The following is a 23,485-nucleotide window of genomic DNA, read 5'->3' on the forward strand; positions in this document are numbered from 1 at the left end:
CGGACAGGCCATCGAATCCTGACAGACCAGACCCGTGAACCGCGTCACAAGGAGCGGCGAGGCCGGGCCGGGAGCGTGCCCACCGTGCCATCCGGCCCGCTCGACCCGGCGAAATAAGCCAGCTTCTCCGGGTTGACGATCAACCGCAACGCCGCGACCGCGCCCTCGGCCACCTCGATCCCCACCACGAGCAGTGGCGCGCCGTCGACCCGCGCGACCACGGCGGGCGCGCCATTGACCTCCTCGACGAGCAACTGCATCCCCGGCACCTCCCAACGCAGCAGGCCCGCGAGGTACCGCGCCACATGGTTCGCGCCGTGTACCGGGCGCCGGGCCGCATTGATCGCACCGCCGCCGTCGGCCGTCGCGGTCACGTCGGCGGTGAGCATTCGCTCCAGCGCCTCGATATCGCCGTCCCGCGCCGCCTTCAGGAACCGTTCGACCAGTTCGCGGGCGTGGCCAGCCGGAATATCGAAGCGGGCCCGCCCTTCTCGCACACGCTGGCCCGCCCGCCGGAAGATCTGCTGCGAGTTGGCCTCGGTCACGTCGAGCATGTCGGCGATCTCGCGGTGCGCGTACCCGAAAGCCTCGCGCAGCACGAAGACGGCCCGTTCCACCGGATTCAACCGCTCCAGCGCGGTCAGCAGCGCGAACGAAACGAGTTCGCGCTCTTCGACGGTCTCCAGCGGACCGAGCTCGCCGCGCGCGGTCGGCACCGGCTCGGGCAGCCACGGTCCGACATAGCTCTCCCGCCGCGCCCGCGCCGAAACCAGCCAGGTACGGCAGAGATTCACCAGCGCCGTGGTCAACCACGCCTCGGCGGAGCGGATCTCGCCGCGGTCGGCGCCGTCCCAGCGCAGATAGGTCTCCTGCACGGCGTCCTCGGCCTCGCTCGCCGAACCGAGCATCCGGTAGGCGAGCGCGAACAGCCGCGGCCGGTGCTCCTGGAATTCCCGCAGGCTGTGCTGCCTCTCCGGGTCTTCGGGCAGTAGTGGTCGGGTGACACGGGATCCACGTTCAGGTCCTGCGTATGGTGCCGCTACTGGTTTGGGCGTGCCCGACGAGTTACCAATGTGCCCCCTAAAGGCATATCCGCCGGTCATGGGGCCGACAGTACCGTGTGATCTGCGGCCATTTGCCATCTACTCGTCAAGAATCCGGCCGACGTGTGTCTAGGTGTGGTGGCGCGTGACGTTGGTTCCACAAGATGATCTTGAAGGCAACCGGTCCTGGGCCAAGATCACCGCACACGCCGCGTGAACTCTGGACCGGCGCGGACTGACCGCGCTGTTCTGGTCCAACATAACAACCCGTACGGCACCTTCCGCCTCGACATGAACAAGCGCCTCAACCTGGAGACGACCGCTGCCGTGCCCCGCCCGCGGACCTTCGCGGATGCCGCCCGGACGAGCTCAGAGCACCGATGAATGGCTTCCCATGCCTCACCTTCCCCGGACGAGCGGGGCGCTACGGATCACGGACTTCGTGTCCCGCAAGAATTGGAGCGAGACGATTCGTCTTGTTATGGTGGGGCCATGGCTTTCCTCTTCTTCGTCTGAGTCCGGGCACGGCCCATGCCGCCGTTTCTGCTGCCCGTAGACCCCTCGTATGCCCAGGGAAAGCCCTATGCGCGACCGCGCCCATACCTCCCTGCCCACCACCATCCCCGCTGTGGCGCAGCTGTCCGTCAAGTCCGTCACCAAGTCGTATGGCACCCGGACCATCCTCGACCAGGTCTCCTTCACCGTCCGGCCTGGCGAGAAGGCTGCCGTCATTGGTGAGAACGGCTCCGGCAAGTCCACCTTGCTGCGGCTGCTCGCCACGGCCGAGACGCCGGACGCCGGGGAGGTCACCGTCCGCTTTCCCGGCGGAACCGGCTACCTCGCCCAGACCCTCGACCTTGATGCGGACTGCACCGTGCAAGACGCCGTCGACCTCGCCCTGACCGAACTGCGCGATATAGAGCGAAGGCTCCGTGCCGCAGAGGAGTCCCTCGCCGACCGGCGAGCAGCTGGAACTGCACCCCGGCCGCAGGCGCTGACCCCGGTCCGGCCCGCCCTGAATCGCTTGGCATCCACCAATCCACTGAAACAAGGGATCCATGACCACCTTCCTGACACCACAACAACAGCGCGCCGACCGCACCTCCGCCGCCGTCGAGGCAGCCGTCGCGGCCGGGCGTGAGCTTGGCCTGACCGTCACCGAGCCCACGGTGCTCCACGACGTCTTTTCGGTCGTCGTCCACCTGGCCCCCGCGCCGGTGGTGGCCCGAATTCCCACCGTCCTACCCCGCCCGGACGACCTGGCCGCCCTCGCGCGCCGCCAGCAGGACGAGCTGGATGTCACACGGTGGCTGGCCGACCAGAAAATCCCCGTGATCGCGCCCAGCCCGCTCGTGCCGCGCGAACCCGTGCAGCGCGACGGGTTCTCGATGACGTTCTGGCCGTTCGTCGAGGAGGCCAGGGACAAGGAACCCGACTACGTCGCGAACGCCGAGAGCGTCGCCGACCTGCACGCGGCACTGCGCGCCTACCCGGGCCACCTGGAGTTCCTGTCCGCGGCCGACCCGGGGTTCATCGCGGGCAGCCTCGCCCGGCTCGACCAGCATCCTGACCTGATCGGAGCGGCCGAGCTCGACCGGGCCCGCCGCGAATGGCAGTTCCTCGAACCCCTCGTACGCTCACGCAGCGCCTTCGAGGCTCGGTTCCCCGGCGTCGACCTCCAACCCATCCACGGTGACTCCCCGCCCGCGAACATCTTCAACGCGGTAGACGGCGACCTCTACGCCGACTTCGAACTGGTCACCCTAGGGCCCGTCGAGTGGGACCTGGCCGCTCTCGGACCCGAGCACGAAGCCGCCTACAACCGCGGCGCACGACGCAACGGCACGAGGCCGCTCGACGAGGAGGTCCTCACCTTCGTCAACGCCCTGGGCATGCTGCGGGTCATCGCCACCCTCACCCTGGTCCCGCAGCTTCCCGAACTGATGGAGTACCTCGAGCCCGCGCTCGACCACTGGCAGACGACGCCCTTCGCCGCCGGCATGAGCAGCTGATACCAACCGACTGATACCTCAGCCCGATGCTCACAGCCCGTCGTTGAGCGCGAGGCTGTCGGGAGATCCGCCGGGGCGTTTCATAGGTGGTCGCTCGTGAAAACACCCGCCCGCCCGGCGGTCCACCTGCGACGACCATGCGATAGCCGTGGGCGCCCTTGACGCTAGCCGCCAGAGAACGGTTCGCTCGCGCGCTCGGGCTGCGTGAAGCGGGTCCGTGCTGTCGGCGGCACGTGAATGGCGAGGGGTTGTTTCGTGTCTGGCTATGACCTCGAGATCGGCGTCAAAGATGCGTGCGAGAAGCTCGTCGCGGGTCCGTAGGCCGAAGTGTTCGGCGAGATCCGACAGGATCAGCCACCCTTCGCCGTCCGGCGTGAGGTGATCTGCAAGATCACGGAGGAAGCGGTTGAGCATGTCGGACGCGGCGTCATAGATCCCGAGTTCCAAAGCCGATGTCGGGTATCCAGGTAGCCAGGGCGGGTTACATATGATCAGGTCGGCGCGCTGTTGAGTGCCAGGCCAGAGATCGGCCTCGGTAACTCGAACCCGGCCGGTAAGACCGAGTCGTTGCATGTTCTCTCGCGCGCACTGCACCGCGCGTGAGTTGATGTCGGTCGCAAGCACTTCTCGCGCACCTCGCCGGGCGAGAAGTGCAGCGAGCACCCCGGTCCCGGTGCCGATGTCGAACACGACCGGGCGATCGATGCCGCGTGGCAAGGGAGCACAGGCAACGAGATCGATGTATTCGTTGCGGGTGGGGGCGAAGACACCGTATGCGGGGTGGAGCCGGGCGCCCAGAGCAGTGATGTCGATGCCCTTGCGGTGCCACTCGTAGGCGCCGATGACGCCGAGAAGTTCGGGAAGCGAGACAAGCGTTACTCCACTGGAGCCGTCATCTGACTCATTCGTCGGCTTCCCGTACGCGTGCTCGCACGCTGCGCGCGCGTCAGGTGCCCGGCGTAGTCGGATCGAGTGGTCTCGCTCCAGCGTGATCAATATTTTGCCGAGTAGCGCTGCTCGTTCCGAGCGGGCCTTCCTGTATCTGTGGAAGGCGGCGCCGAGGCCACCGTCTGCAGATGCCGGACTCGATCGCTGCGGGAGGCGGCGACCCATGGCACGCATGAGTTGCCTGGCGTTGTGGAAGTCGCCTCGCCAGAGCAGACCGGCGCCTGACCGGACGAGCCGCAGAGCCGCAGGCGCAGAAATGTGATCGTCGACGACAACGATGCGGGCTGGCGCCGGAGTCTCGCTCTCGGAGTGCCAGCGAGCAGTTCGTCTGGTTCCGTTCTCGGTCCAACTGACCGTGGACATGTGAAGCTCCCGTGAAGGTCGAAGGTGTCACTGGCCGACGACGCTCCGAAGGGAGCAGGCGTGCTACCCGCTGGTCATAAAGAAGGCAGCACGGCTTGCTCCCGTGCCGAAGCGTGGGAGTAGCGGTCACCCAAAACCATGCCCATGTTCACAACAGATCAGCTCCTTCCGATCAGATACACAGCCAATACTCGCACGACGACACGGGTCGGTCCGAATACATCGTGATCCCGCTCGGGCCGCGGCGCGGGCGAAGCACCACCCCGTCAGCAACGTCATGCCCGCAACACTGCCCCAGTGCGGCGAGTTCGGCGTCGATATCGACTTCGATGGCGCCGAAGAAGACCATGGAGTTACCCATGTACTCACGAAATCAGTTGTCACCCGCGAGCGCTACTAAAGATTCGTGCTCGGTGGCGGGTTCTCGTTCTGGCGCTGCTTTGCGCCGGGGCGGCGCAGGCGCAGCCGGGCGGACGAGCCGCGGATCGCCGGACGGCGGATCGCGGGCAGGCGGCGGTTCGCGCGGCGCTGGGCGCGTCGCTCGGCGGGCTTGTGCTGCCAGGTCTCCGGCCGTGCGGCCACCCAGCGCTGGGAATGCCAGGCGAAGGGAATGTGTCCCAGGTACAGCACGACCAGCACCAGCAGCAGCACGATCGGATAGGTGACCAGGGCTGCCGCGGCAAGCGCGACCAGCACCAGCAGACCGGCCGCTGCCTGCGGCGCCACCGATACCGACTTCATGGCCAGGGTCGGAATCGTGCTGACAGACAGCGCCGCGGCGAACACCGTCCACGCCGCGACCTCGTAGAAGCCCACCCACCAGCCGTCGCCGAACTGCACGAGCAGCGCCACCGGCACCATCGCGATGAGCGCGCCGGCCGGAGCGGGCACGCCGACGAAGTAATCCCGGGCCCAGTCCGGCCGGGTGTCGTCGTCCATCAGGGTGTTGAACCGGGCCAGCCGCAGCACGATGCTGACCGCGAACAGCAGCGCGACGATCCACCCCACACTGTTGCTGCTGAGCAGGGTCACATAGAGCACGAGTGCGGGGGCGACGCCGAAGGAGATGGCGTCCGACAGCGAATCCAGCTCGGCGCCCATTTTCGTGGTGGCGTCGAGCATTCTGGCCAGCCTGCCGTCGAGGGTGTCCAGCACGGCCGCCGCACCGATCATGGCCAGCGCGATGTCGAGCTTGCCGTCGAGGCCGAACTTCACCGCGGACAGTCCGGAGCAGAGCGCCAGAATGGTGACAATGCTCGGCAGCAGGCGGATGGTCCGCCGGCGCCGCTGGGTGGGTACCGCCGCTTCCATCACGCGTCAGCGGTGGAGCCGAGCACGGCGAGCACGGTCTCGCCGCCGATGGTGCGCTGGCCGGGCTGCACGAGCGGTTCGGTGCCCGGCGGGAAATATGTGTCGACCCGCGAGCCGAAGCGGATCAGGCCGTAGGTGTCGCCGATCGTGAGCACGTCGCCGACTCGGGCGTCGCAGACGATCCGGCGGGCCAGCAGCCCCGCGATCTGCACGACCACGACTTGGCCGCCCTCCGGCGTTTCCAGCACCATGCTGTTGCGCTCGTTCACCGAGCTGGCCTCGGGCAGGTCGGCGGAACGGAACTGGCCGGGCTGGTGCGACACGGTGCGCACCACGCCGGAGACCGGCGTGCGCTGCACATGCACGTCCAGCACGGACAAGAAGATGCTGACCCGCGGCAGCGGCTGATCGCCCAGCCCCAGTTCGGCGGGCGGAGCGGCGGTGTCGACCAAGGCGATCTCACCGTCGGCGGGCGCGACCACGACACCCGGCCGGTTCGGCGGCACCCGGTGCGGATGACGGAAGAAGGTCGCGCAGGCCGCAGCGGCGAACAGTCCCGTCCGCCGCACCCACTTGCGTTTGCCGCCCAGGACGGCGACCGCCAGCGGTGCGGCGACGAACGGGAGCCCGGCGGGATGCAGCGGAGGGATCGCGTGACGGACCAAGTCGACGACGTGGCCGACTCCGGTGCGTTCAGGCGTGCCGGGCGGGGTGGGACGGCGGGCCACAGGCTCCTCTTTCGTGCTCGATGCAGACGGGTTGCGCCCTGTCAACAATAGGACCGGCGCAAGCGTTCACACCTTACGGGAAGAGAGCAGGTGGCACGCGGGGTCAGGACCTGATCCGGCTCCCGGTGACCAGCCGCACCAGGAACAACAGGATGACCGCGCCACCAAGGCAGGTGAAGAAGCTGAACCAGAGGCCGCCGCCCTCGACGTCGACGCCGAGCAACTTCAGCAGGAACCCGCCGAGCAAGCCGCCGATCACTCCGACGACGATATTGAGGAGGATGCCCTGCTGAGCGTCCGTCTTCATGAACTTGCTGGCGATCCATCCGGCCAGGCCGCCGATGATGATCCATCCGATGATTCCGAGACCGAGCATGGTGTCCTCGCATCAGTAGTCGGGTCACGCCGTTAACAACAGCAGCGTGCGTCGACGAGATACCCAGAGATTGTCGAAATACGCGCGCCAGATGAGCGACCCTCGGGCTAATATGAGGAAGCCTCATGTCTATTCTCGGATGGACAGTGGCGGATGAGGACCGATTTCGATGCTTCGGGGAACACCCGGCGGCGCCGCCGCAGGTACATAGGAGACGCAGATGGCTGCTCGCATCGCCCAGACCACCGGGGCAGAGCACACGGCGATGCTCGGACTCGGCGTTTACCGCCCTGCTCGAGTGGTCACCAACGACGAAGTCGCGGGTCCGATCAACTCCAGCGACGAGTGGATCCAGACCAGATCGGGCATCAAGACCCGGCGGTTCGCCGACGAATCGGAAACGATTCAGAGCATGAGTGTCGCCGCCGCCCGCGGCGCGCTGGAATCTTCCGGCATCGCGATCGACCAAGTCGATTGCGTGATCGTTGCTACGTCGACGCACCTGTTGTTGACGCCGGCCGCGGCCCCGCGCATCGCCACCGAGCTCGGCATGAACGGCGCCGCCGCCTTCGACGTCTCGGCCGGCTGCGCGGGCTTCTGCCACTCGATCGCGCTGGCGTCGGACCTGGTCCGGGCCGGTACCGCCGGGCACGTCCTGGTAATCGGCGTGGAGAAGCTGACCAACACGATCAACCCGCGCGATCGCTCCACCGCCTTCCTCTTCGCCGACGGTGCGGGCGCGGTGATCATCGGCCCGTCCGACGAGCCGGGCATCGGTCCCACCGTGTGGGGCTCGGACGGCACCCAGCACCACGCCATCCGGCAGGACAAGGACTGGATCGAGTTCTTTCACGAGATCGACGAAAAGGGTCTGGACGCGGTGCGGCCGTACATGGCCATGGAGGGCACCGCGGTGTTCCGGTGGGCGGCGCACTCGTTGGAGAAGGTGTGCCGCGACGCGATCGACCGCGCCGGCCTGTCCTCCGACGACCTGGACGCGATGATCCCGCACCAGGCCAACGGCCGGATCATCGAGATCATGGCCCGGGTGCTGAAACTTCCCGAGCACTGTGCGCTCGCCAACGACATCGAGGAGGCGGGCAACACCTCGGCCGCGTCGATCCCGCTGGCCATGGAGGCGCTGCTGCGCAAGGGCGAGTCGAAGCCGGGCGACACGGCACTGCTCATCGCGTTCGGCGCGGGCCTGTCATACGCGGCCCAGGTCGTGAGCCTGCCCAACTGGAAGTAGCGCTCAGCCGAGAGCTGGGGTGGCCTTCGCCGCGAAGGCCACCGTCACGGCGCCGGGTTCCGAACGGACCCGGCGTCGCGTCGCGTGCGGAGGTCTACGGGTCCTCGTCGCGCGCGCCTCGCGCGGCGTCGCTCAGGAGCGAGCCTCGACCGCGGACTTGATCTTGCCGAGAGTCTCGTTCATGCCGCGCATCAGCGCCTCCTCGAACGGGAGCTCGCCACCGAGCGCCGCGTTGATGGCCCTGCGGGAGAACCAGGTGGTGCCGTTGGGCACGTCGCGGCGTTCGATCAGCCTGGTTCCGGTCTCGGTCGGCTCCAAGGTGTAGCTCCACACCATGCGGTTCTCGGTGATCCGGAAGGCGAATGCCTGGTTCGGCTCGTACCGCACGATGCGGGAGGTGGTCGGCCAGTACTTCTTGCCGTCGCGATTGAGGTTGAGCGTCCAGGTGCCTGCCTTGAGCGACCCGAGCGCCATCATCCGCACGCACTGGGGGCTGAACTCCGGCATCCGCTTGAGGTCGGAGACCACCGCCCACACCTGCTCCGGGGACGCGGAGATGTCGATGGCGGCTTCGAGATTGTTCGGCAACGCTGCCTCCCGGATACGTGCGACGGACCGACGGTCATCTGTCCGAGCGCGTTCGACGATTCACGCCACATTTTAGATCGGAAGGCAGTTGCATCACATTTTCGCCACTCGGACGCCGGCCGCTGTAATGGCCGGCGCACAATAACAGATAGATGAAGCATCAGACACCGGCTCCAACTTTTCGGCGTCCCAACGTGAGGTGATCGGCCGTGAAACTGCTCTCCCTGCTGCATCGTCGACACGCGGACCAGGTTCCGCTACTTCCCGCTATCGAACGCGAGAACGGGTGCCGAGCCCGTGATTCCTCGGCGTCACCGCGCAGCGTCCGTTCGGCCGCCCAGGAAGAACGCCTGGAGCGACTGCTCACCCCGACCGAACTCGATCTCGTCCTGCACCATCGCCTCTGAGCTCTCCGCGAACGCCCACGACAGGCGGTGCCGGGAGGCTCCATACTCGTCTGGTGACTTCACCCGCTGCTACGAAACCGGCCATCCTGAGCGTCGATGACGATCCGGGAGTTTCCCGGGCGGTCGTGCGCGACTTGCGCCGCCGCTACGGCGCCGATTACCGGATTCTGCGCGCGGAATCGGGTGCCCAGGCACTCGATGCGCTTCGAGAAATGAAACTGCGCGGTCAGCCGGTCGCGGTATTGATCGCCGACTATCGCATGCCAGGTATGGACGGCATCGAATTCCTGGAGCAGGCAATGGACCTGCACCCGTACGCGCGCCGGGTGCTGCTGACCGCCTACGCCGACACCAATGCCGCGATCGACGCGATCAACGTCGTCGATCTGGACCACTACCTGCTGAAGCCATGGGATCCGCCGGAGGAGAAGCTCTATCCGGTGCTGGACGGTCTGCTGGACGCGTGGCGCAGCAGCGAGCACCGGCCGGTCACCGAGACCAAAGTGGTCGGCAATCGCTGGTCGCCGCGCTCATCGCAGGTGCGCGAGTTCCTGGCCCGCAACCAGCTGCCCTACCGGTGGTACCCGGCCGACGAGCCCGAGGGCACACGGCTGCTCGAGGCGGCGGGGGCCGACCCGGAGCGATGTCCGGTGGTGATCACCTCGGCGGGCCGGGCGCTGGTGCAGCCCTCCGACAGCGAGCTGGCCGAGCATGTCGGCCTCACGGTCAATCCCGCGGGCGAGTTCTACGACCTGATCGTGGTCGGCGGCGGTCCCGCCGGTCTGGGTGCGGCGGTGTACGGCGCGTCCGAGGGCCTGCGCACCGTGCTGGTGGAGCGGACCGCGACCGGAGGACAGGCCGGGCAGAGTTCGCGCATCGAGAACTACCTCGGCTTCCCGGACGGTTTGTCCGGCGCACAGCTGGCCGACCGCGCGCGGCGGCAGGCCGCGAAGTTCGGCGCCGAGGTGATCACCACCCGGGAGGTGGTCGGGCTGGAGGTGAACGGGTCCGCGCGCACCGTGCGGTTCGCCGACGGCGGCAGACTGTGCGCGCACACCGTGATCATCGCGACCGGCGTCGACTACCGCCGCCACCCGGCGCCTGGTGTGGACGACTTCACCGGGCGCGGGGTGTACTACGGCTCGGCCATGACCGAGGCGTCCGAGTGCGCCGAGCACGAGGTCTACATCGTGGGCGGCGCGAACTCGGCGGGGCAGGCCGCGGTATTCCTGTCCCGTAACGCCCGCACCGTGCACCTGGTGGTCCGGGCGGATTCACTGGAGCGGTCCATGTCGCACTATCTGATCCAGCAGATCGCGCAGATCCCGAACATCGAAGTGCACACCGACACCGAGGTGATCGCGGTCGACGGCGGCGATCACCTGCAGCAGATCATGCTGCGCGACAACAGGACCGGTGCCGAGGAGAAGGCCGACGCGGAACGGCTGTTCCTGTTCATCGGCGCCGCGCCGCAGACCGACTGGCTCGACGGCGTGGTCAAGCGCGACGAGGCGGGCTACGTGCTCGCGGGGCCGGACCTGCTCGTCGACGGTGTGCGACCCGCGGGCTGGGAACTGCCCCGCCCGCCGCACCATCTGGAAACCAGCGTGCCCGGCGTGTTCGTGGCGGGCGACGTGCACGCCGAATCCGCCAAGCGCGTCGCCTCCGCGGTCGGCGAGGGCGCGATGGCCGTCATGCTCGTGCACCGCTATCTGGCGTGATCAGGAGGCTGGCAATGACTTCGGAACAGACCGCGGAACGTCGCAGCAGGCTGGTGTGCGATCCCGCCGAGCTGCGCACCCTGTTCCTGTTCGAGAAGCTGACCGACGAGCAGCTGGATTGGCTGTGCGCCGACGGCCGGATCGAGACAATCGAACCCGGGCTGGTCTTTCGCGAAGGCGCACCGGCCACCTGCTTCTACGTGTTGATGGACGGCGAGGTGGTGCTCACCAAGCAGTCCGGCGGCGCGGAGATCGAGCTGGTTCGCACCGACCATCACGGCGCCTACGCGGGCGCCTGGATGTCCTATATCGGCGACAAGGTCGAGCAGACGTACAACAGCTCGATGTCCGTCACCAGGCCGTCCCGGTTCTACGTGCTCGACGCGGACGTCTTCGCCCGGATGATGCACGAGTGGTTCCCGATGGCGGTGCACCTGCTGGAGGGCGTGTTCTTCGGCAGCCGCAACACCAACGCGCGCATCAGTGAGCGCGAACGCCTGCTCGCGCTGGGCTCGTTGTCGGCGGGTCTCACCCACGAGCTGAACAATCCGGCCGCCGCCGCGGTGCGCGCCACCGCCGGCCTGCGCGAGCGGGTCGCGGGCATGCGGCACAAACTCGCGATGATGGCGGACGGCAAGTTCGATCCGGAGTCCCTCGGCGCTCTGGTGCGGCTGCAGGAGGAGGCGGCCGCGCACGTCGCCAAGGCGCCCGAACTCACGCCGATGGAGGCCGCCGACCGCGAGGACGCGCTCGGCGAATGGCTGGAAGACCACGGGATCAGCGACGGCTGGAACCTGGCGCCGAATTTCGTCCAGGCCGGTTTCGACGCGGACTGGCTGGAGCGGGTCGCGGCCACCTTGGATGGCGCGCCGGAGAAGGTGTTCCAAGGCGCCATCCGGTGGCTGAACTACACCATCGAGACCGAGCTGATGATGAGCGAGATCGCCGACTCGACGACGCGCATCTCCTCGCTGGTCGACGCCGCCAAGCAGTACTCGCAGATGGACCGGGCGCCGTTCCAGGTGGTCGACATCCACGAATTGCTGGACAGCACGCTGGTGATGCTCAGCCGCAAGATCGGTGACGGGGTGCGCGTAGTGAAGGAGTACGACCGGGCCCTCCCGCCCGTGCCCTGCTACGCCGCCGAACTGAACCAGGTGTGGACCAACCTGATCGACAACGCGGTGTACGCGATGGACGGCAACGGCACGTTGACCATCCGTACCAGGCGCGAAAACGAATGCGCGGTCGTGGAGATCGGCGACACGGGCCCTGGTATCCCGCCGGAGGCCCGCAACCGGATCTTCGAACCGTTCTTCACCACCAAGCCGATGGGCGAGGGCACCGGACTCGGGCTGGACATCTCGTTCCGGATCGTGGTGAACAAGCACGGCGGCGACATCCGGGTCGACTCCGAGCCGGGCGACACCAGGTTCACCGTCTGGCTGCCGCTGCACCGTCCCGAGCAGAATCAGATCGACACCGAATCGAACGCGGAGGGGCAGTCATGAGCGAGCGCAGCGAGCGAACAATGGACACAGCCGAGTGCTCGCTCGTGCCGGAGCCGAGCGCTAGCGAGGTGGAGGCATGAGCGAGCAGGTCGAGGGCATAGATCCCGCGGTACCGCCCAGCGGTGCCGGTTGCGCGGAATGCGAGCAGAACTCGGGTTGGTGGGTCCACCTGCGCCGCTGCGCCCAGTGCGGGCACGTCGGCTGCTGCGACACCTCACCCGCGCAGCACGCCACCGAGCACGCGAAGAACACCGGACACCCGTTCATCCAGAGCTTCGAGCCGGGCGAGGATTGGTACTACAACTTCGAGACCCGGGAAATGTATGGCGGTGGGCCGGAATTGGCCCTGCCGCGTAGCCATCCGGCGGATCAAGGCGTGCCAGGCCCGCGCGAGCGGGTGCCGGCGGACTGGCGGGCACACATCCACTGACCCGCCCGAACCGGTACGCTGCACCGAACGTGCCGGAGGCCCCGGCACAAGATCTACCCGGGAAAGCACGGTATGAAGCGAACTTCCGCCATCGTCCTAGCCGTCGGGACGGTGGGTTTCTTGCTGGCAGGCTGCGGCGGAACGGACGAGTCCACCGACGCGAACGGACTGCGCACCGGCGCGTCGAACATCAGCACCACCACGCCCGCGCGCACCTCGACCGCGCCCATCGCGCCCCCGAACGCCGACGCGGACACAGACGCACCGGTCACCACGATGAAGGAGGGCACCTCCTCGCTCGGTCCCGCGTCCAGCACTACGTGTGGTGAGTTCAAGAAGCTCGACACCGACGGCGAGAAAGCGCTGATCGAGCAGATCCTCGCGGAGAACCCGGGCGGCCCGTTCGAGGGCAGCCCGAACGTCGCGCTCGGCACCGCCAAGCTGGTCTGCCTGTCGCCGAGCGTGGCCGACAGTTCGGTCGCGGTCGCCGCCGGGATCGTGAAGGAGTAGCCAGATCGAGTACGCGGTCGGCCGCACACCGGCGGGACGTGGCGCCTTCGCCCGTCGGTGTGCGGCCGGTGCGACCTCGGCGAGCAGCGCCGCTGCTGCCCGCCTTCCGGTCATCGCCCGCGATTCCAGCTCGCGATCAGGGCAGCAAATGCGGCACCACCTCGGGCGCGACCGCGCCGACGATGGCCCCGCTGATCGCGCCCCCGACGGCACCGATGGCGGCGAACGGAACCGCGCCGAAGACGAACAGCGGCAGACCCGCGATGGCGCCGCTCACGACGCCCATCAACGCCCCGACCCCCGCACCCGCCGCGGCGAATTTCGCATCCATGCCCAGGCCTGCTTCATGCCGAAACACGACATAGTGACCTACGGCGGGGATGCGCGGCAGAATGGCACAGTGGCAGAACTGGCACTCACCGCCCGGCTGAATCCCTCCGCCGCCGACGCCCGGCGCGGGGTGGTCCGTTTGCATCCCGAGGCGCTCACCGCGCTCGGACTGCGGGAATGGGACGGGATCATGCTGGTGGGGTCGCGGCGTACGGCAGCAGTGGTCGGTGTCGCACGCCTGGGCACGCCCGCCGGTGTCGCCTTGCTCGACGACGTCACGCTCTCCAACGCCGGGCTGCGCGAGAACGCGACGGTGGTGGTCTCTCCCGCGACGGTGTACGGCGCGAGGCAGATCTCGGTGAGCGGCTCGGTCCACGCCACCCGCACGATTCCGGCCGCGACCCTGCGGCAGGCACTGCTCGGCAAAGTGGTGACGGTGGGCGACGCGGTCTCGCTGCTGCCGCGCGACCTCGGCCCCGACATCAGCTCGGCCGCGGCCACCCAGGCGCTCTCGCGCACTTTCGGCATCGCGTGGACCACCGAGTTGCTCACCGTGACCGCCACCGATCCGCGCGGCCCGGTGAGCGTGCAGCCGAATACCGCGGTGGTCTGGGGTGCGGGAGCCGTCGCCGCGCGCGCCGCCGCCGATCTGGCCTCGGCCGGAACACCCATCCCGGTCGGTGAGGCCTCGCGCGGCGCCACCGAGGCCGCCGCGTTCTGCACGGCGGCGGGCACGGATGGTGCGGCGGCGGGACGGACCGCGGCGACCAGGGATCGCACACCGCGCATCTCGATCGAGGATCTGCCCGGCATGCGCGGCCAAGCCGCGAAACTGGGCGAATGGCTCAGCCTGGCGCTGGACGAGCCCGAGCTGCTGCGCACACTCGGCGCGAAACCGCATCTCGGCGTGCTGATCACCGGTCCCGCCGGCGTGGGCAAAGCGACGCTGGCTCGCGCGGTCACGGCGCGGCGGCGCGTCGTGGAACTGGACGGTCCCACCATCGGCGCGGCCGAGAGCGGTGCGCGGCTGCGCGAGGTCGCCCAGGCGGTGGCCGACATCGGCTCCGGCCAAGGCGGCATCCTGCTCGTCTCCGATATCGACGCTTTGCTGCCCGCGGATGCCGAACCGGTCGCCACGCTCATCCTCGACCAGCTGCGGGCTGCCATCGCCGAACCGGGCGTCGCGCTCCTGGCGACCACGGCGCATCCGGCCGGGATCGACCAGCGGCTGCGGTCCCCCGACCTGTGCGACCGCGAACTCGCACTGCCCCTGCCCACCGCCGCCGTGCGCAAAGCGCTGCTGGAGCAGCTGCTGCGCCGAGTCCCGACCGAGGACCTGAAACTCGACGAGATCGCCGCGCGCACACCGGGGTTCGTGGTGTCCGATCTCGCCGCGCTGTGCCGTGAGGCGGCGCTGCGTGCGGCGTCGCGCGCCAGGGAGCAGGGCGAGCCGCAACTCACCCAGTCGGACCTGATCGGCGCACTCGAGGTGATCCGGCCGCTGTCCCGGTCGGGGATGGACGAGCTCGCGATCGGCAGCCTGAGTCTCGACGATGTCGGCGACATGGCGGAGACCAAGCAGGCGCTGACCGAGGCCGTTCTGTGGCCCCTGCGGCATCCGGACTCGTTCGCCCGTCTCGGTATCGACCCGCCACGCGGCGTGCTGCTCTACGGCCCGCCCGGCTGCGGCAAGACCTTTTTGGTACGTGCGCTGGCCAGCAGCGGGCAACTCAGTGTGCACGCGGTCAAGGGCGCCGAACTGCTGGACCGGTGGGTCGGCTCGTCCGAGCGCGCGGTGCGCGAATTGTTCCAGCGCGCACGCGATTCCGCGCCGTCGCTGATCTTCCTGGACGAGGTCGACGCGCTCGCCGCCCGCCGCGGGCGCAGCGCCGACGCGGGTGTCGGCGACCGGGTGGTCGCGGCGCTGCTCACCGAGCTGGACGGCGTGGAACCGTTGCGTGACGTGGTGGTGCTCGCCGCGACCAACCGGCCGGAGCTGATCGACTCGGCGCTGCTGCGGCCGGGCAGACTGGAACGGCTGGTCTTCGTACCGCCGCCGGACGCCGCGGCCCGGCGGGAGATCCTGCGCACCGCGAGCCGAGCGGTGCCCTTGGCCGAGGACGTAAACCTCGACGCGCTCGCGGGCGAATTGGACGGATACTCCGCCGCCGACTGCGCCGCGCTGCTGCGCGAGGCCGCGCTGGCGGCGATGCGCCGAGATCTGGACGCCGCCGACGTCACCGCGGCCGACGTCGAGGCCGCCGCCGCGGTGGTGCGCCCCTCGCTCGACCCGCTGCAGATCGATGCGCTGCGCCGGTACGCGCACGATCGCGGGCACACCGCGGGCAGCGAGGGCCGGTACCTCTGACCGAGCCGGTCTACTGGACAACGTCCGGTAAACCATATTTTCGAGCATCTTTACTACTCGAGACACTCATGAGCGAATAGTCAGCAATCACAAGATCGCGGGAGGACCGCGGGTAAGTTCGACAACCGTGCGCAGGATCGGCGAGGTGGTCGACGCGACGACGGCGTTCATGGGAGCCGTGGTCGCGGGCGTCACGCTGTTCCTGCCGGTCAGCGTCACCACGCAGAGTCGGACGGCGCCGTATCGGATCGCCGGTCTGCTCAACAGCGTGCCGCGCAGCGCAGCGCTGGCAGTCATCGTCGCGGTCACGGTGGCCGTGTTGGTCAGCACGACCGCCCGGCCGCTGACCGGGTGGGCGACAGCGACAGCAGGCGCGCTCGGGCAACTGATCAACCATTTCGCCGGACGCCAGGTTTCGACGGCCGAGATGCTGACTACACAGAACTACATCGACTCGGTGTGCGGCGCGGTACTGCTCGGCGGGCTGGGCGCCGTGGTGCTGCGCCGGTCGCTACCCGCCGGCGGGTTCGCGCTGGGTGGCATCGGGTTCTTCGCCTTCGGCGATCTCGCGGAACTGCTGGACATCGAAACGGATCCATATGCGGTGCTGGAGACTCCGCCGCGCTGGATGATCGGCCTGGCGCTGGCCTTGCTGGTGGTCAGCACCCTGCGCAACTGGTCACACACCGAGGAGCCGAAGACGCCGCGCATGGCGATCGCGCTGCCGGTGACCCCGATCCTCGCCGCCATGGTGCTGGCGCTGGTGGTCCTGGCCGGCACCGAATGGCTGGGCCGCCAATACAGCAAACTGCCCGGCGAGAGTCACGCCGTCGAGATCGGGATCGTGGTGGCCGCGACGATCGTCAGCGCGACGGCCGCGGCCATGCTGCTGCCCGGCCGGGACGGCACCGGCGTGTACCTGGCTGTGAGCCTCACCGCGGCGGTCGATGCGGTGGGATACGCCGTCCGGCCCGGCTGGAGCGCGGTGCTGCTGATCCCCCTTGCGGCGGCCGGCATCACGCTGGGGGCCCGGCTGTCCTCGGCCGCCATCGCAGTGCTGCTTGTCGCGGGGATCGCGATCTTCGCCATGGTCACCTCGACGACGGCGAACCGGGTTGGCTTCGCCGCGATCAGCGCCGTCATCGCGCTCACCGCGGGCTATTGCTGCGGCACGGCACGGCCGCGCTACCCGCCCAGCGGCGTCCTCGCGATCTCCGCGCTCTATCTCCCTTCGGCCGTCTCGGTGATGCCGGACAGGCTCGACGACGTGACCGTGCACGACGCCACACCGGGCCGCACCGCCCTCGCCATCGTCATCGGCAGCGCGATCGGGCTCGTCGTGCTGCGGAAATTCCGGCCGCGCAGCAAGCCACGCCCGAAAGGGCAACCCGAGAGCGAATCGTTAGCGGACATATAGCCTCGGCTCGAATGTATAGCCGACGCCATATCCGCCGGCTCCACGAAAAACCCAGGCTTTACGTAGGATTGTCTCGGACACCCCGCCGCCCCTACTCGACGGAGTGAAGTTTGCTCGCAATCCTGCTCGCGCATGCTGCCGCCGCCTTGGTAGCGCCGCTGGCGGTGCGGGCACTGGGACGCAACGCTTTCTACCTGCTGGCATTGGTCCCGCTCGCCTCTCTGACCTGGGTGATCGCGAATTGGGCTGATCCCCAGCAAGTTCGGCTGACTTGGGCGCCGAGCATCGCGATGAACATCGATCTGCGTTTCGATACCCTCGCGGCCGTGCTGTCCGCGCTCGTGCTGGGCGTCGGGGCACTGATCCTGGCCTACTGCGCCAGGTACTTCGAGGACGACGAACCGCGGCTCGGCGTCTTCGCCGCGCAACTGGTCGGCTTCGCCGGCGCGATGTTCGGGCTGGTCACCAGCGACAACATGCTGTTGCTCTACGTGTTCTGGGAAGCGACGACAGTACTGTCGTTCCTGCTGATCGGTCACAACGCCGAGCAGGCGGCCAGCCGCAGGTCCGCGATCCAGGCGCTGCTGGTGACCGGCGCGGGTGGGCTGGCGATGCTGGTCGGCATCGTTGTGCTCGCCGAGGTGAACTACAGCTACCTGCTGTCGGATCTGCTCGCCGCAGGGAGTCCACCGAGCGGTGCCGCCGTGCAGGTGGCGGTGGCGCTGCTACTGGTCGGCGCGCTCACCAAATCCGCGGTGGTGCCACTGCATTTCTGGTTGCCCGGCGCGATGGCTGCGCCGACGCCCGTAAGCGCGTACCTGCACGCCGCGGCGATGGTGAAGGCCGGCGTGTACCTGGTCGCCCGGCTGGCGCCGGTGTTCGCGCAGAACCCGGTGTGGCATCCGCTGGTGCTCACTCTCGGTCTGGCGTCGATGCTGCTGGCGGGCCTGCGGTCGCTGCAGGTGGTGGATCTGAAGCTGGTGCTGGCCTTCGGCACGGTGAGCCAGTTGGGGTTTCTGATCGTGCTGGCCGGCATCGGCACGCCGGATGCCGCGCTGGCCGGGGTGACCATGCTCATCGCGCACGCGCTGTTCAAGGCGTGTCTGTTCCTGGTGGTCGGGATCATCGATCATGGCGCGGGTACGCGAGATCTGCGCAGCCTGTCCGGACTGGGCCGCCGGGCTCCGGCGCTGTGCGGCATCGCGGTGCTCGCCGCGCTCAGCATGGCGGGAATCCCACCGCTGCTCGGCTTCGTCGGCAAGGAGAGCGCACTGAGCGCCGTCCTGGACGCCGATGTGCTGACCACACCCGCGCGCACCGTCGTGGCGGTGGGCGTGGTGCTCGGCTCGATACTGACGGTCGCCTACAGCGTCCGGTTCGTCTGGGGCAGCTTCGCGGACAAGCACATCGCGCTACAGCCTGCCCCAGGCGCCACACCGGTCACCCACCATCCCAGCGAAGTGCCGGTCGAACAGAACGAGCCGGGGGCCGCGGATCACCGCGTTCGCTGGCATCCGCCAGGAGTCCTCTTCCAGGCTCCGCCCGCGCTGCTCGCCGTCGCAGGCCTGGCAGCCGGTCTCGCACCGTCCTGGCTGGACGCGCGGGTGCGGCCGTACGCCGAAACGCTTACCGGACCGACGCTTTCACATCTGGCGCTGTGGCACGGCGTCAACGCCGCGCTGATGTTGACTGTCCTGATCCTCGCCGCGGGCATCCTGCTGTACGGGCTGCGCGACCGTTTTTCCGAATCGGCGCACCCGCGGCTCGGCAACGCCGACCGGGCCTACGACGCGACGCTGCGCGCGATGGACACGCTGTCGCTGCGGATGACCGGCGCCGTGCAGCGCGGTTCCCTGCCGCTGAGCCAGGCGACGATCCTAGTCACGCTGGCCGTACTGCCGAGCGTGCTGCTGGCTCTCGGCACGCGTACCGGAGTCACGCTGCGGCCGTGGGATTCGCCGCTGCAACTGGCCATCGGCGTGATCATGGCGGTGACCGCGCTGGCCGCGACCGTGTCGCGCAACCGTTTGGCGAGCGTGCTGCTCGTCAGTGTCACCGGCTACGGCTGCGGCGTGATCTTCGCCCTGCACGGCGCGCCCGACCTGGCGCTGACCCAATTCCTCGTGGAGACATTGACCCTGGTGATCTTCGTGCTGGTGCTGCGCGCCTTCCCCGCGACGATCGAGGCGAGCAGGACGACCGCCTTCAAGGCGCGCAGGGCGATCCTGTCCGCGGTGGTCGGCGCGGTGGTCGCGGTACTCGCCGGTTTCGCCGTCGCGGCACGCACCGCCGAACCGATCTGGCAGCGGATTCCTGATGCCGCATATGAATTCGGCGGCGGCAAGAACGCGGTCAACGTGTTGCTCGTCGACCTGCGCGCCTGGGACACCCTCGGCGAGATCTCCGTGCTGGTGGTCGCCGCGACCGGTGTCGCCTCGCTGGTGTTCCGCAGCAGGCGTTTCGGCAGCGCGCCCCGCGCGGCGGACTCCCCCGACTACGACCCCGATCTGGTGAGCTGGCTGCCCGCGGGCCGACTGGTCGCCCGAGCCGAGCGGTCGATGGTCTTGCAGATCACCACCCGTCTGGTGTTCCCGACGATCATGGTGCTGTCGGTCTACTTCTTCTTCTCCGGGCACAACGCACCCGGCGGCGGATTCGCGGGCGGGCTCACCGCAGGGCTCGCGCTGACGCTGCGGTATCTCGCCGGCGGCCGCTACGAACTGGGCGAGGCGCTGCCGGTCGACGCAGGTCACATCCTGGGCGCCGGGCTTACTTTGGCGGCGGGCACCGCGGTCTCGTCGCTGCTGCTCGGCGCGCCGCCGCTGTCCTCGGCGATCATCGAGGTGACGCTGCCGGTGTTCGGTCACGTCAAGGTGGTCACCGCGCTGCTGTTCGATCTCGGCGTGTATCTCATCGTGGTCGGCCTGGTCCTCGACGTGCTGCGCAGCCTCGGCGCTCGGCTCGACAGTGAGCTGGCCGACGCCGACACCCCTTCGGCGAACGGGGATCCGGGCAGATGACGGCGAATCTGACGCTACTGCTCCTGATCGGCATCCTGGTCGCCTGCGGTGTGTACCTCATCCTGGAACGCGCCGTGTCGAAAATGCTGCTCGGGTTGATCCTGTTCGGCAATGCGGTGAACTTGCTGATCCTCACCGCAGGCGGCGGCGACGGCAAGCCGCCCATCCGCGGCGAGACCGAGGCCGCGACCGAGGACATGGCCGATCCCCTCGCCCAAGCCATGGTGCTCACCGCGATCGTGATCACCATGGGGCTCGCGGCATTCGTGCTCGCCCTTGCCTACCGCGCCTACATGCTCACCACCACCGATGATGTCGCCAACGACCAGGAAGACGTGGATGTCGCCCGGCGGCGCGTGGGAGAGGACCCGGAAACGTGAACCTCTCCCCAGCGCTGCTGCCCGTCCTGGCTCCGCTGCCGGTGCTCGTCCCGCTGCTCGGCGCCGCGGCCACGCTCGTCTTCGGCCGCAGGCCGCGCATCCAGAGCGCGGTCAGCTTCGCCGCGCTCGCCGGTGTCGTGCTGATCTGCGGGCTGCTGCTGTTCCTGGTCGACCGGGACGGCACCACCGCGCTGCAGGTCGGCAACTGGCCGGCGCCGATCGGCATCACGCTGGTGGTGGACCGGCTGTCGGCCGCGATGCTGCTCGTCTCGTCGATCGTCTTGCTGTCGGTCTGGCTGTACGGCGCGGGCCAGAACATCCGCGACGGCGACGAACGGCAACCGACCTCCATCTACCGGCCCACGTATCTCGTTCTGACGGCGGGCGTTTCGACCGCGTTCCTGGCCGGTGACCTGTTCAACCTGTTCGTCGGCTTCGAGATCCTGCTCGCCGCCTCGTTCGTGCTGCTCACCGTCGGCGCGACCACCGAGCGCGTCCGGGCAGGCGTGGCCTATGTGATGGTCTCGATGGTCTCGTCGCTGATCTTCCTGACCGGCATCGGGCTGACCTACGCGGCCACCGGAACGCTGAACCTCGCCCAGCTCGCCGTACGGATCGGCGCGGTGCCGGAGGGCACCCGCACCGCGATCTACGCGGTGCTGCTGGTGGCGTTCGGCATCAAGGCGGCGGTCTTTCCCCTGTCGAACTGGCTGCCCGACTCCTATCCGACCGCCCCGGCTCCGGTGACCGCCGTGTTCGCCGGGCTGCTCACCAAAGTCGGTGTGTACGCGATCATCCGGACGCACTCGCTGCTGTTCCCCGACGGCGGATTCGACTCCGTACTGCTGGTGTGCGGCCTGCTCACCATGCTCGTCGGCATCCTCGGCGCCATCGCGCAGAGTGACATCCGCCGGTTGCTGTCGTTCACGCTGGTCAGCCACATCGGGTACATGGTGTTCGGGGTCGGGCTGGCCAATACGGCCGGGCTGTCGGGCGCGGTGTTCTATGTGGCGCACCACATTCTGGTGCAGACCTCGCTGTTCCTGGTGGCCGGACTGATCGAACGGCAAGCCGGATCGACCTCGCTGCGCAGGCTGGGCGGGCTCGCCGCCGCCAGTCCGCTGCTCGCGGTGCTGTTCCTCATTCCCGCCCTGAATCTCGGTGGTATTCCGCCGTTCTCGGGATTCGTCGGCAAGGTCGCGCTGTTGCAGGCGGGTGCCGAGCGGGGCAGCGTGCTGGCCTGGGTGCTGGTCGGTGGAGCCGTGCTCACCAGCCTGCTCACCCTCTACACCGTCGCGCGGGTATGGAGCAAGGCGTTCTGGCGTCCGCGCGAAGACGCGCCGGAGGGGCATCTCACCGCGGCGCGACCGCCCACGCTGATCGAGGAATCGACCGTCGTGCACTACGACGAACGCACCGATCCCGGCCGGATGCCGCCGCTGATGGTGCTGTCCACCGCGGCACTGGTCACGGTCGGCCTGTGTCTGACGGTACTGGCCGGTCCGATCCTCGCCATCGCCGACCGGGCCGCGGTCGACCTCCGCGATCCGGACGTGTACATCGGTGCGGTGCTGGGTGATTCACCCGACGAGCCGGGAGCGTGGCGATGAGCAACGAACCGACTCGACGCGGCACGCGACGCAACACGGTGGTACGGGTCGGCATTCTGGTCTGGCTCGCCCTCGTCTGGATCGCGCTGTGGGGCGATCTCAGCGTGGCGAACCTGCTGGGCGGGCTGATGGTCGCCGCACTGATCATGGTGGCGCTGCCACTGCCGCGCGTGCCGGTGGCCGGACGGCTGAGCTTACTTCCGCTGATCGAATTGCTCATGGCCAGTGCGTATTACGCACTGGAGTCGAGTCTCCAGGTCGCCTGGCTCGCGATCCGCCCGGCCCCGATGCCGGTGTCCGGAGTGCTGCGGGTGTACTCGGGCACGCGATCGGATCTGGTGCTCGTGTTGTGGGCCGACCTGCTCAACCTGATTCCCGGCACCATGGTGCTGGAGATCGACCGCAGGCGCTGTGTCGTCTATGTCCACGTCCTCGACGTCGGCAGCGCCGGCGCCGTGGACAAGTTCTATCGGACCACCCGGCGGTTGGAGCGCCTGCTGATCGAAGGATTGGAGCGCTCGACCGGATGGCCGTTCGCCCGACCGACCTCGCCACCGGAGGTGCCCCAGTGACCGTTGTCGCCATTCTCGCCGCCGTCGTGCTGACGGCCGCCGCCGTGCTCACCACCTACCGCGTCGTGGTGGGCCCGAGCACGCTGGACCGGGTCGTCGGCGTCGACTCGCTGATGGCCATCGCCGCCTCCGGCCTGGCCGTGTGGGCGGCCTACAGCGCCGACACCACGATGGTCCCGGCGATCGTCGCACTGGCGCTGGTGGGGTTCCTCGGCTCGGCGGCGGTGTCCCGATTCCGGGTGCGGGACGACACATGAACCTCTGGCACCTGCTCGCGGGCTTCCTGATCCTGTTCGGGTCGACGCTCGCACTGACCGCCGCAGTCGGACTCGTACGCTTCCCCGACACCCTGACCCGGATGCATGCCGCCACCAAACCGCAGGTGATCGGACTGATCCTGGTGCTCGCGGGCGCCGCGATCCAGCTGGGCGGGCAGGGCAACGTCTGGACGCTGGCCCTGGTCGGGCTGTTCACCCTGCTCACCGCACCGGTGATCGCCCACCTCATCGGCCGCACCGCCTACCGCGAGCAGCGCCACCGCGACGGGCTGCTGCGCGTCAACGAGATGCGCGACGACGACATCGAGTAGTC

23 protein-coding genes and 1 pseudogene are annotated in these 23,485 nt (G+C 68.6%); 16 read left to right on the forward strand and 8 right to left on the reverse strand.

The window, feature by feature from the left end; translation table 11 throughout:
* Positions 1–44 precede the first annotated feature (44 nt).
* Positions 45–1,103 (reverse strand): RNA polymerase sigma-70 factor, encoded by a 1,059-nt coding sequence (locus tag OHA40_RS13385; RefSeq protein WP_330233366.1) that lies wholly within the window; start codon positions 1,101–1,103, stop codon positions 45–47.
* 523 nt (positions 1,104–1,626) lie between these two features.
* Here OHA40_RS13385 and OHA40_RS13390 point away from each other — a divergent pair.
* Entirely contained in the window at positions 1,627–2,184 is a 558-nt protein-coding gene (locus tag OHA40_RS13390) for an ATP-binding cassette domain-containing protein (protein WP_330233367.1), read from the forward strand.
* Positions 2,102–3,055: an aminoglycoside phosphotransferase family protein gene (locus OHA40_RS13395; protein ID WP_330233368.1), complete on the forward strand. Its 954-nt coding sequence runs from the start codon at positions 2,102–2,104 to the stop codon at positions 3,053–3,055. The genes OHA40_RS13390 and OHA40_RS13395 overlap by 83 nt, the downstream gene beginning before the upstream one ends.
* Positions 3,056–3,205: 150 nt before the next feature.
* Here OHA40_RS13395 and OHA40_RS13400 read toward each other — a convergent pair.
* From OHA40_RS13400 to OHA40_RS13420, 5 genes and pseudogenes are all read right to left on the reverse strand, one after another.
* Positions 3,206–4,366, reverse strand: a pseudogene (locus OHA40_RS13400) (methyltransferase); the annotation flags it as partial.
* Between the two features lie 172 nt (positions 4,367–4,538).
* A complete protein-coding gene (locus tag OHA40_RS13405) occupies positions 4,539–4,727 on the reverse strand; it encodes a hypothetical protein (RefSeq protein WP_330233369.1) in 189 nt (62 codons plus the stop codon).
* A 35-nt stretch (positions 4,728–4,762) separates the two neighbouring features.
* The gene (locus OHA40_RS13410) at positions 4,763–5,677 is read right to left on the reverse strand and encodes a CDP-alcohol phosphatidyltransferase family protein (protein ID WP_330234158.1); all 915 of its coding nucleotides are present in this window, start codon (positions 5,675–5,677) and stop codon (positions 4,763–4,765) included.
* Positions 5,677–6,405, reverse strand: coding sequence for a phosphatidylserine decarboxylase (locus tag OHA40_RS13415; RefSeq protein WP_330233370.1), 729 nt, complete (start codon positions 6,403–6,405; stop codon positions 5,677–5,679). Before OHA40_RS13415 ends, OHA40_RS13410 begins: the two co-directional genes overlap by 1 nt.
* A 103-nt stretch (positions 6,406–6,508) precedes the next feature.
* Complete coding sequence (locus OHA40_RS13420) at positions 6,509–6,781, reverse strand: GlsB/YeaQ/YmgE family stress response membrane protein (protein WP_330233371.1); 273 nt, start codon at positions 6,779–6,781, stop codon at positions 6,509–6,511.
* Positions 6,782–7,001: 220 nt separating this feature from the next.
* Between OHA40_RS13420 and OHA40_RS13425 the strand changes: the two genes are divergently transcribed.
* Complete coding sequence (locus OHA40_RS13425; protein WP_330233372.1) at positions 7,002–8,030, forward strand: beta-ketoacyl-ACP synthase III; 1,029 nt, start codon at positions 7,002–7,004, stop codon at positions 8,028–8,030.
* A gap of 132 nt (positions 8,031–8,162) precedes the next feature.
* Here OHA40_RS13425 and OHA40_RS13430 read toward each other — a convergent pair whose 3' ends face one another.
* On the reverse strand, positions 8,163–8,618 hold the full coding sequence (locus tag OHA40_RS13430) for an SRPBCC family protein (protein ID WP_330233373.1): 456 nt from the start codon (positions 8,616–8,618) through the stop codon (positions 8,163–8,165).
* Between the two features lie 209 nt (positions 8,619–8,827).
* On the opposite strand from OHA40_RS13430, the gene OHA40_RS13435 reads away from it, so the two are divergent.
* The 5 genes from OHA40_RS13435 to OHA40_RS13455 all read left to right on the forward strand — a co-directional run bounded on the left by OHA40_RS13435 (position 8,828) and on the right by OHA40_RS13455 (position 13,197).
* Complete coding sequence (locus tag OHA40_RS13435; RefSeq protein WP_330233374.1) at positions 8,828–9,025, forward strand: hypothetical protein; 198 nt, start codon at positions 8,828–8,830, stop codon at positions 9,023–9,025.
* Between the two features lie 53 nt (positions 9,026–9,078).
* Positions 9,079–10,746, forward strand: a complete 1,668-nt coding sequence (locus tag OHA40_RS13440) for an FAD-dependent oxidoreductase (protein WP_330233375.1) — start codon at positions 9,079–9,081, stop codon at positions 10,744–10,746.
* 14 nt (positions 10,747–10,760) lie between these two features.
* A complete protein-coding gene (locus OHA40_RS13445; RefSeq protein ID WP_330233376.1) occupies positions 10,761–12,257 on the forward strand; it encodes an ATP-binding protein in 1,497 nt (498 codons plus the stop codon).
* 76 nt (positions 12,258–12,333) lie between these two features.
* Positions 12,334–12,687: a UBP-type zinc finger domain-containing protein gene (locus OHA40_RS13450; RefSeq protein ID WP_330233377.1), complete on the forward strand. Its 354-nt coding sequence runs from the start codon at positions 12,334–12,336 to the stop codon at positions 12,685–12,687.
* A 72-nt stretch (positions 12,688–12,759) separates the two neighbouring features.
* A complete protein-coding gene (locus tag OHA40_RS13455) occupies positions 12,760–13,197 on the forward strand; it encodes a hypothetical protein (protein WP_330233378.1) in 438 nt (145 codons plus the stop codon).
* 136 nt (positions 13,198–13,333) lie between these two features.
* Here OHA40_RS13455 and OHA40_RS13460 read toward each other — a convergent pair whose 3' ends face one another.
* Positions 13,334–13,528, reverse strand: coding sequence for a hypothetical protein (locus OHA40_RS13460; protein ID WP_330233379.1), 195 nt, complete (start codon positions 13,526–13,528; stop codon positions 13,334–13,336).
* A 15-nt stretch (positions 13,529–13,543) separates the two neighbouring features.
* Here OHA40_RS13460 and OHA40_RS13465 point away from each other — a divergent pair, with 15 nt between their 5' ends.
* The 8 genes from OHA40_RS13465 (at position 13,544) to mnhG (ending at position 23,483) form a co-directional block, all read left to right on the forward strand.
* On the forward strand, positions 13,544–15,895 hold the full coding sequence (locus tag OHA40_RS13465; protein WP_330233380.1) for an AAA family ATPase: 2,352 nt from the start codon (positions 13,544–13,546) through the stop codon (positions 15,893–15,895).
* 127 nt (positions 15,896–16,022) lie between these two features.
* Positions 16,023–17,312, forward strand: a complete 1,290-nt coding sequence (locus OHA40_RS13470; RefSeq protein WP_330233381.1) for a hypothetical protein — start codon at positions 16,023–16,025, stop codon at positions 17,310–17,312.
* 110 nt (positions 17,313–17,422) lie between these two features.
* Positions 17,423–20,332 carry a Na+/H+ antiporter subunit A gene (locus OHA40_RS13475; protein ID WP_330233382.1) on the forward strand — a complete coding sequence of 970 codons (2,910 nt, stop codon included), beginning with the start codon at positions 17,423–17,425 and terminating at the stop codon, positions 20,330–20,332.
* On the forward strand, positions 20,329–20,712 hold the full coding sequence (locus OHA40_RS13480; RefSeq protein ID WP_330233383.1) for a Na(+)/H(+) antiporter subunit C: 384 nt from the start codon (positions 20,329–20,331) through the stop codon (positions 20,710–20,712). The genes OHA40_RS13475 and OHA40_RS13480 overlap by 4 nt, the downstream gene beginning before the upstream one ends.
* On the forward strand, positions 20,709–22,322 hold the full coding sequence (locus tag OHA40_RS13485) for a Na+/H+ antiporter subunit D (protein ID WP_330233384.1): 1,614 nt from the start codon (positions 20,709–20,711) through the stop codon (positions 22,320–22,322). Before OHA40_RS13480 ends, OHA40_RS13485 begins: the two co-directional genes overlap by 4 nt.
* Positions 22,319–22,894, forward strand: coding sequence for a Na+/H+ antiporter subunit E (locus OHA40_RS13490; protein ID WP_330233385.1), 576 nt, complete (start codon positions 22,319–22,321; stop codon positions 22,892–22,894). Before OHA40_RS13485 ends, OHA40_RS13490 begins: the two co-directional genes overlap by 4 nt.
* Positions 22,891–23,151, forward strand: a complete 261-nt coding sequence (locus OHA40_RS13495) for a monovalent cation/H+ antiporter complex subunit F (RefSeq protein WP_330233386.1) — start codon at positions 22,891–22,893, stop codon at positions 23,149–23,151. The genes OHA40_RS13490 and OHA40_RS13495 overlap by 4 nt, the downstream gene beginning before the upstream one ends.
* A complete protein-coding gene (mnhG, locus tag OHA40_RS13500; RefSeq protein WP_330233387.1) occupies positions 23,148–23,483 on the forward strand; it encodes a monovalent cation/H(+) antiporter subunit G in 336 nt (111 codons plus the stop codon). The genes OHA40_RS13495 and mnhG overlap by 4 nt, the downstream gene beginning before the upstream one ends.
* Positions 23,484–23,485 lie beyond the last annotated feature (2 nt).

The organism is Nocardia sp. NBC_00508 (genome assembly GCF_036346875.1).
In the GTDB taxonomy this organism is placed as follows: Bacteria; Actinomycetota; Actinomycetes; order Mycobacteriales; family Mycobacteriaceae; genus Nocardia.

Excerpts from the sequence above, each read along its gene's own strand:
- OHA40_RS13385 (WP_330233366.1), bottom strand. The coding sequence starts at position 1,103 with ATGACCGGCGGATATGCCTTTAGGGGGCACATTGGTAACTCGTCGGGC.
- OHA40_RS13390 (WP_330233367.1), top strand. The coding sequence starts at position 1,627 with ATGCGCGACCGCGCCCATACCTCCCTGCCCACCACCATCCCCGCTGTG.
- OHA40_RS13395 (WP_330233368.1), top strand. The coding sequence starts at position 2,102 with ATGACCACCTTCCTGACACCACAACAACAGCGCGCCGACCGCACCTCC.
- OHA40_RS13405 (WP_330233369.1), bottom strand. The coding sequence starts at position 4,727 with ATGGGTAACTCCATGGTCTTCTTCGGCGCCATCGAAGTCGATATCGAC.
- OHA40_RS13410 (WP_330234158.1), bottom strand. The coding sequence starts at position 5,677 with ATGGAAGCGGCGGTACCCACCCAGCGGCGCCGGCGGACCATCCGCCTG.
- OHA40_RS13420 (WP_330233371.1), bottom strand. The coding sequence starts at position 6,781 with ATGCTCGGTCTCGGAATCATCGGATGGATCATCATCGGCGGCCTGGCC.
- OHA40_RS13425 (WP_330233372.1), top strand. The coding sequence starts at position 7,002 with ATGGCTGCTCGCATCGCCCAGACCACCGGGGCAGAGCACACGGCGATG.
- OHA40_RS13445 (WP_330233376.1), top strand. The coding sequence starts at position 10,761 with ATGACTTCGGAACAGACCGCGGAACGTCGCAGCAGGCTGGTGTGCGAT.
- OHA40_RS13450 (WP_330233377.1), top strand. The coding sequence starts at position 12,334 with ATGAGCGAGCAGGTCGAGGGCATAGATCCCGCGGTACCGCCCAGCGGT.
- OHA40_RS13455 (WP_330233378.1), top strand. The coding sequence starts at position 12,760 with ATGAAGCGAACTTCCGCCATCGTCCTAGCCGTCGGGACGGTGGGTTTC.
- OHA40_RS13460 (WP_330233379.1), bottom strand. The coding sequence starts at position 13,528 with ATGGATGCGAAATTCGCCGCGGCGGGTGCGGGGGTCGGGGCGTTGATG.
- OHA40_RS13465 (WP_330233380.1), top strand. The coding sequence starts at position 13,544 with ATGCCGAAACACGACATAGTGACCTACGGCGGGGATGCGCGGCAGAAT.
- OHA40_RS13480 (WP_330233383.1), top strand. The coding sequence starts at position 20,329 with ATGACGGCGAATCTGACGCTACTGCTCCTGATCGGCATCCTGGTCGCC.
- OHA40_RS13490 (WP_330233385.1), top strand. The coding sequence starts at position 22,319 with ATGAGCAACGAACCGACTCGACGCGGCACGCGACGCAACACGGTGGTA.
- mnhG (WP_330233387.1), top strand. The coding sequence starts at position 23,148 with ATGAACCTCTGGCACCTGCTCGCGGGCTTCCTGATCCTGTTCGGGTCG.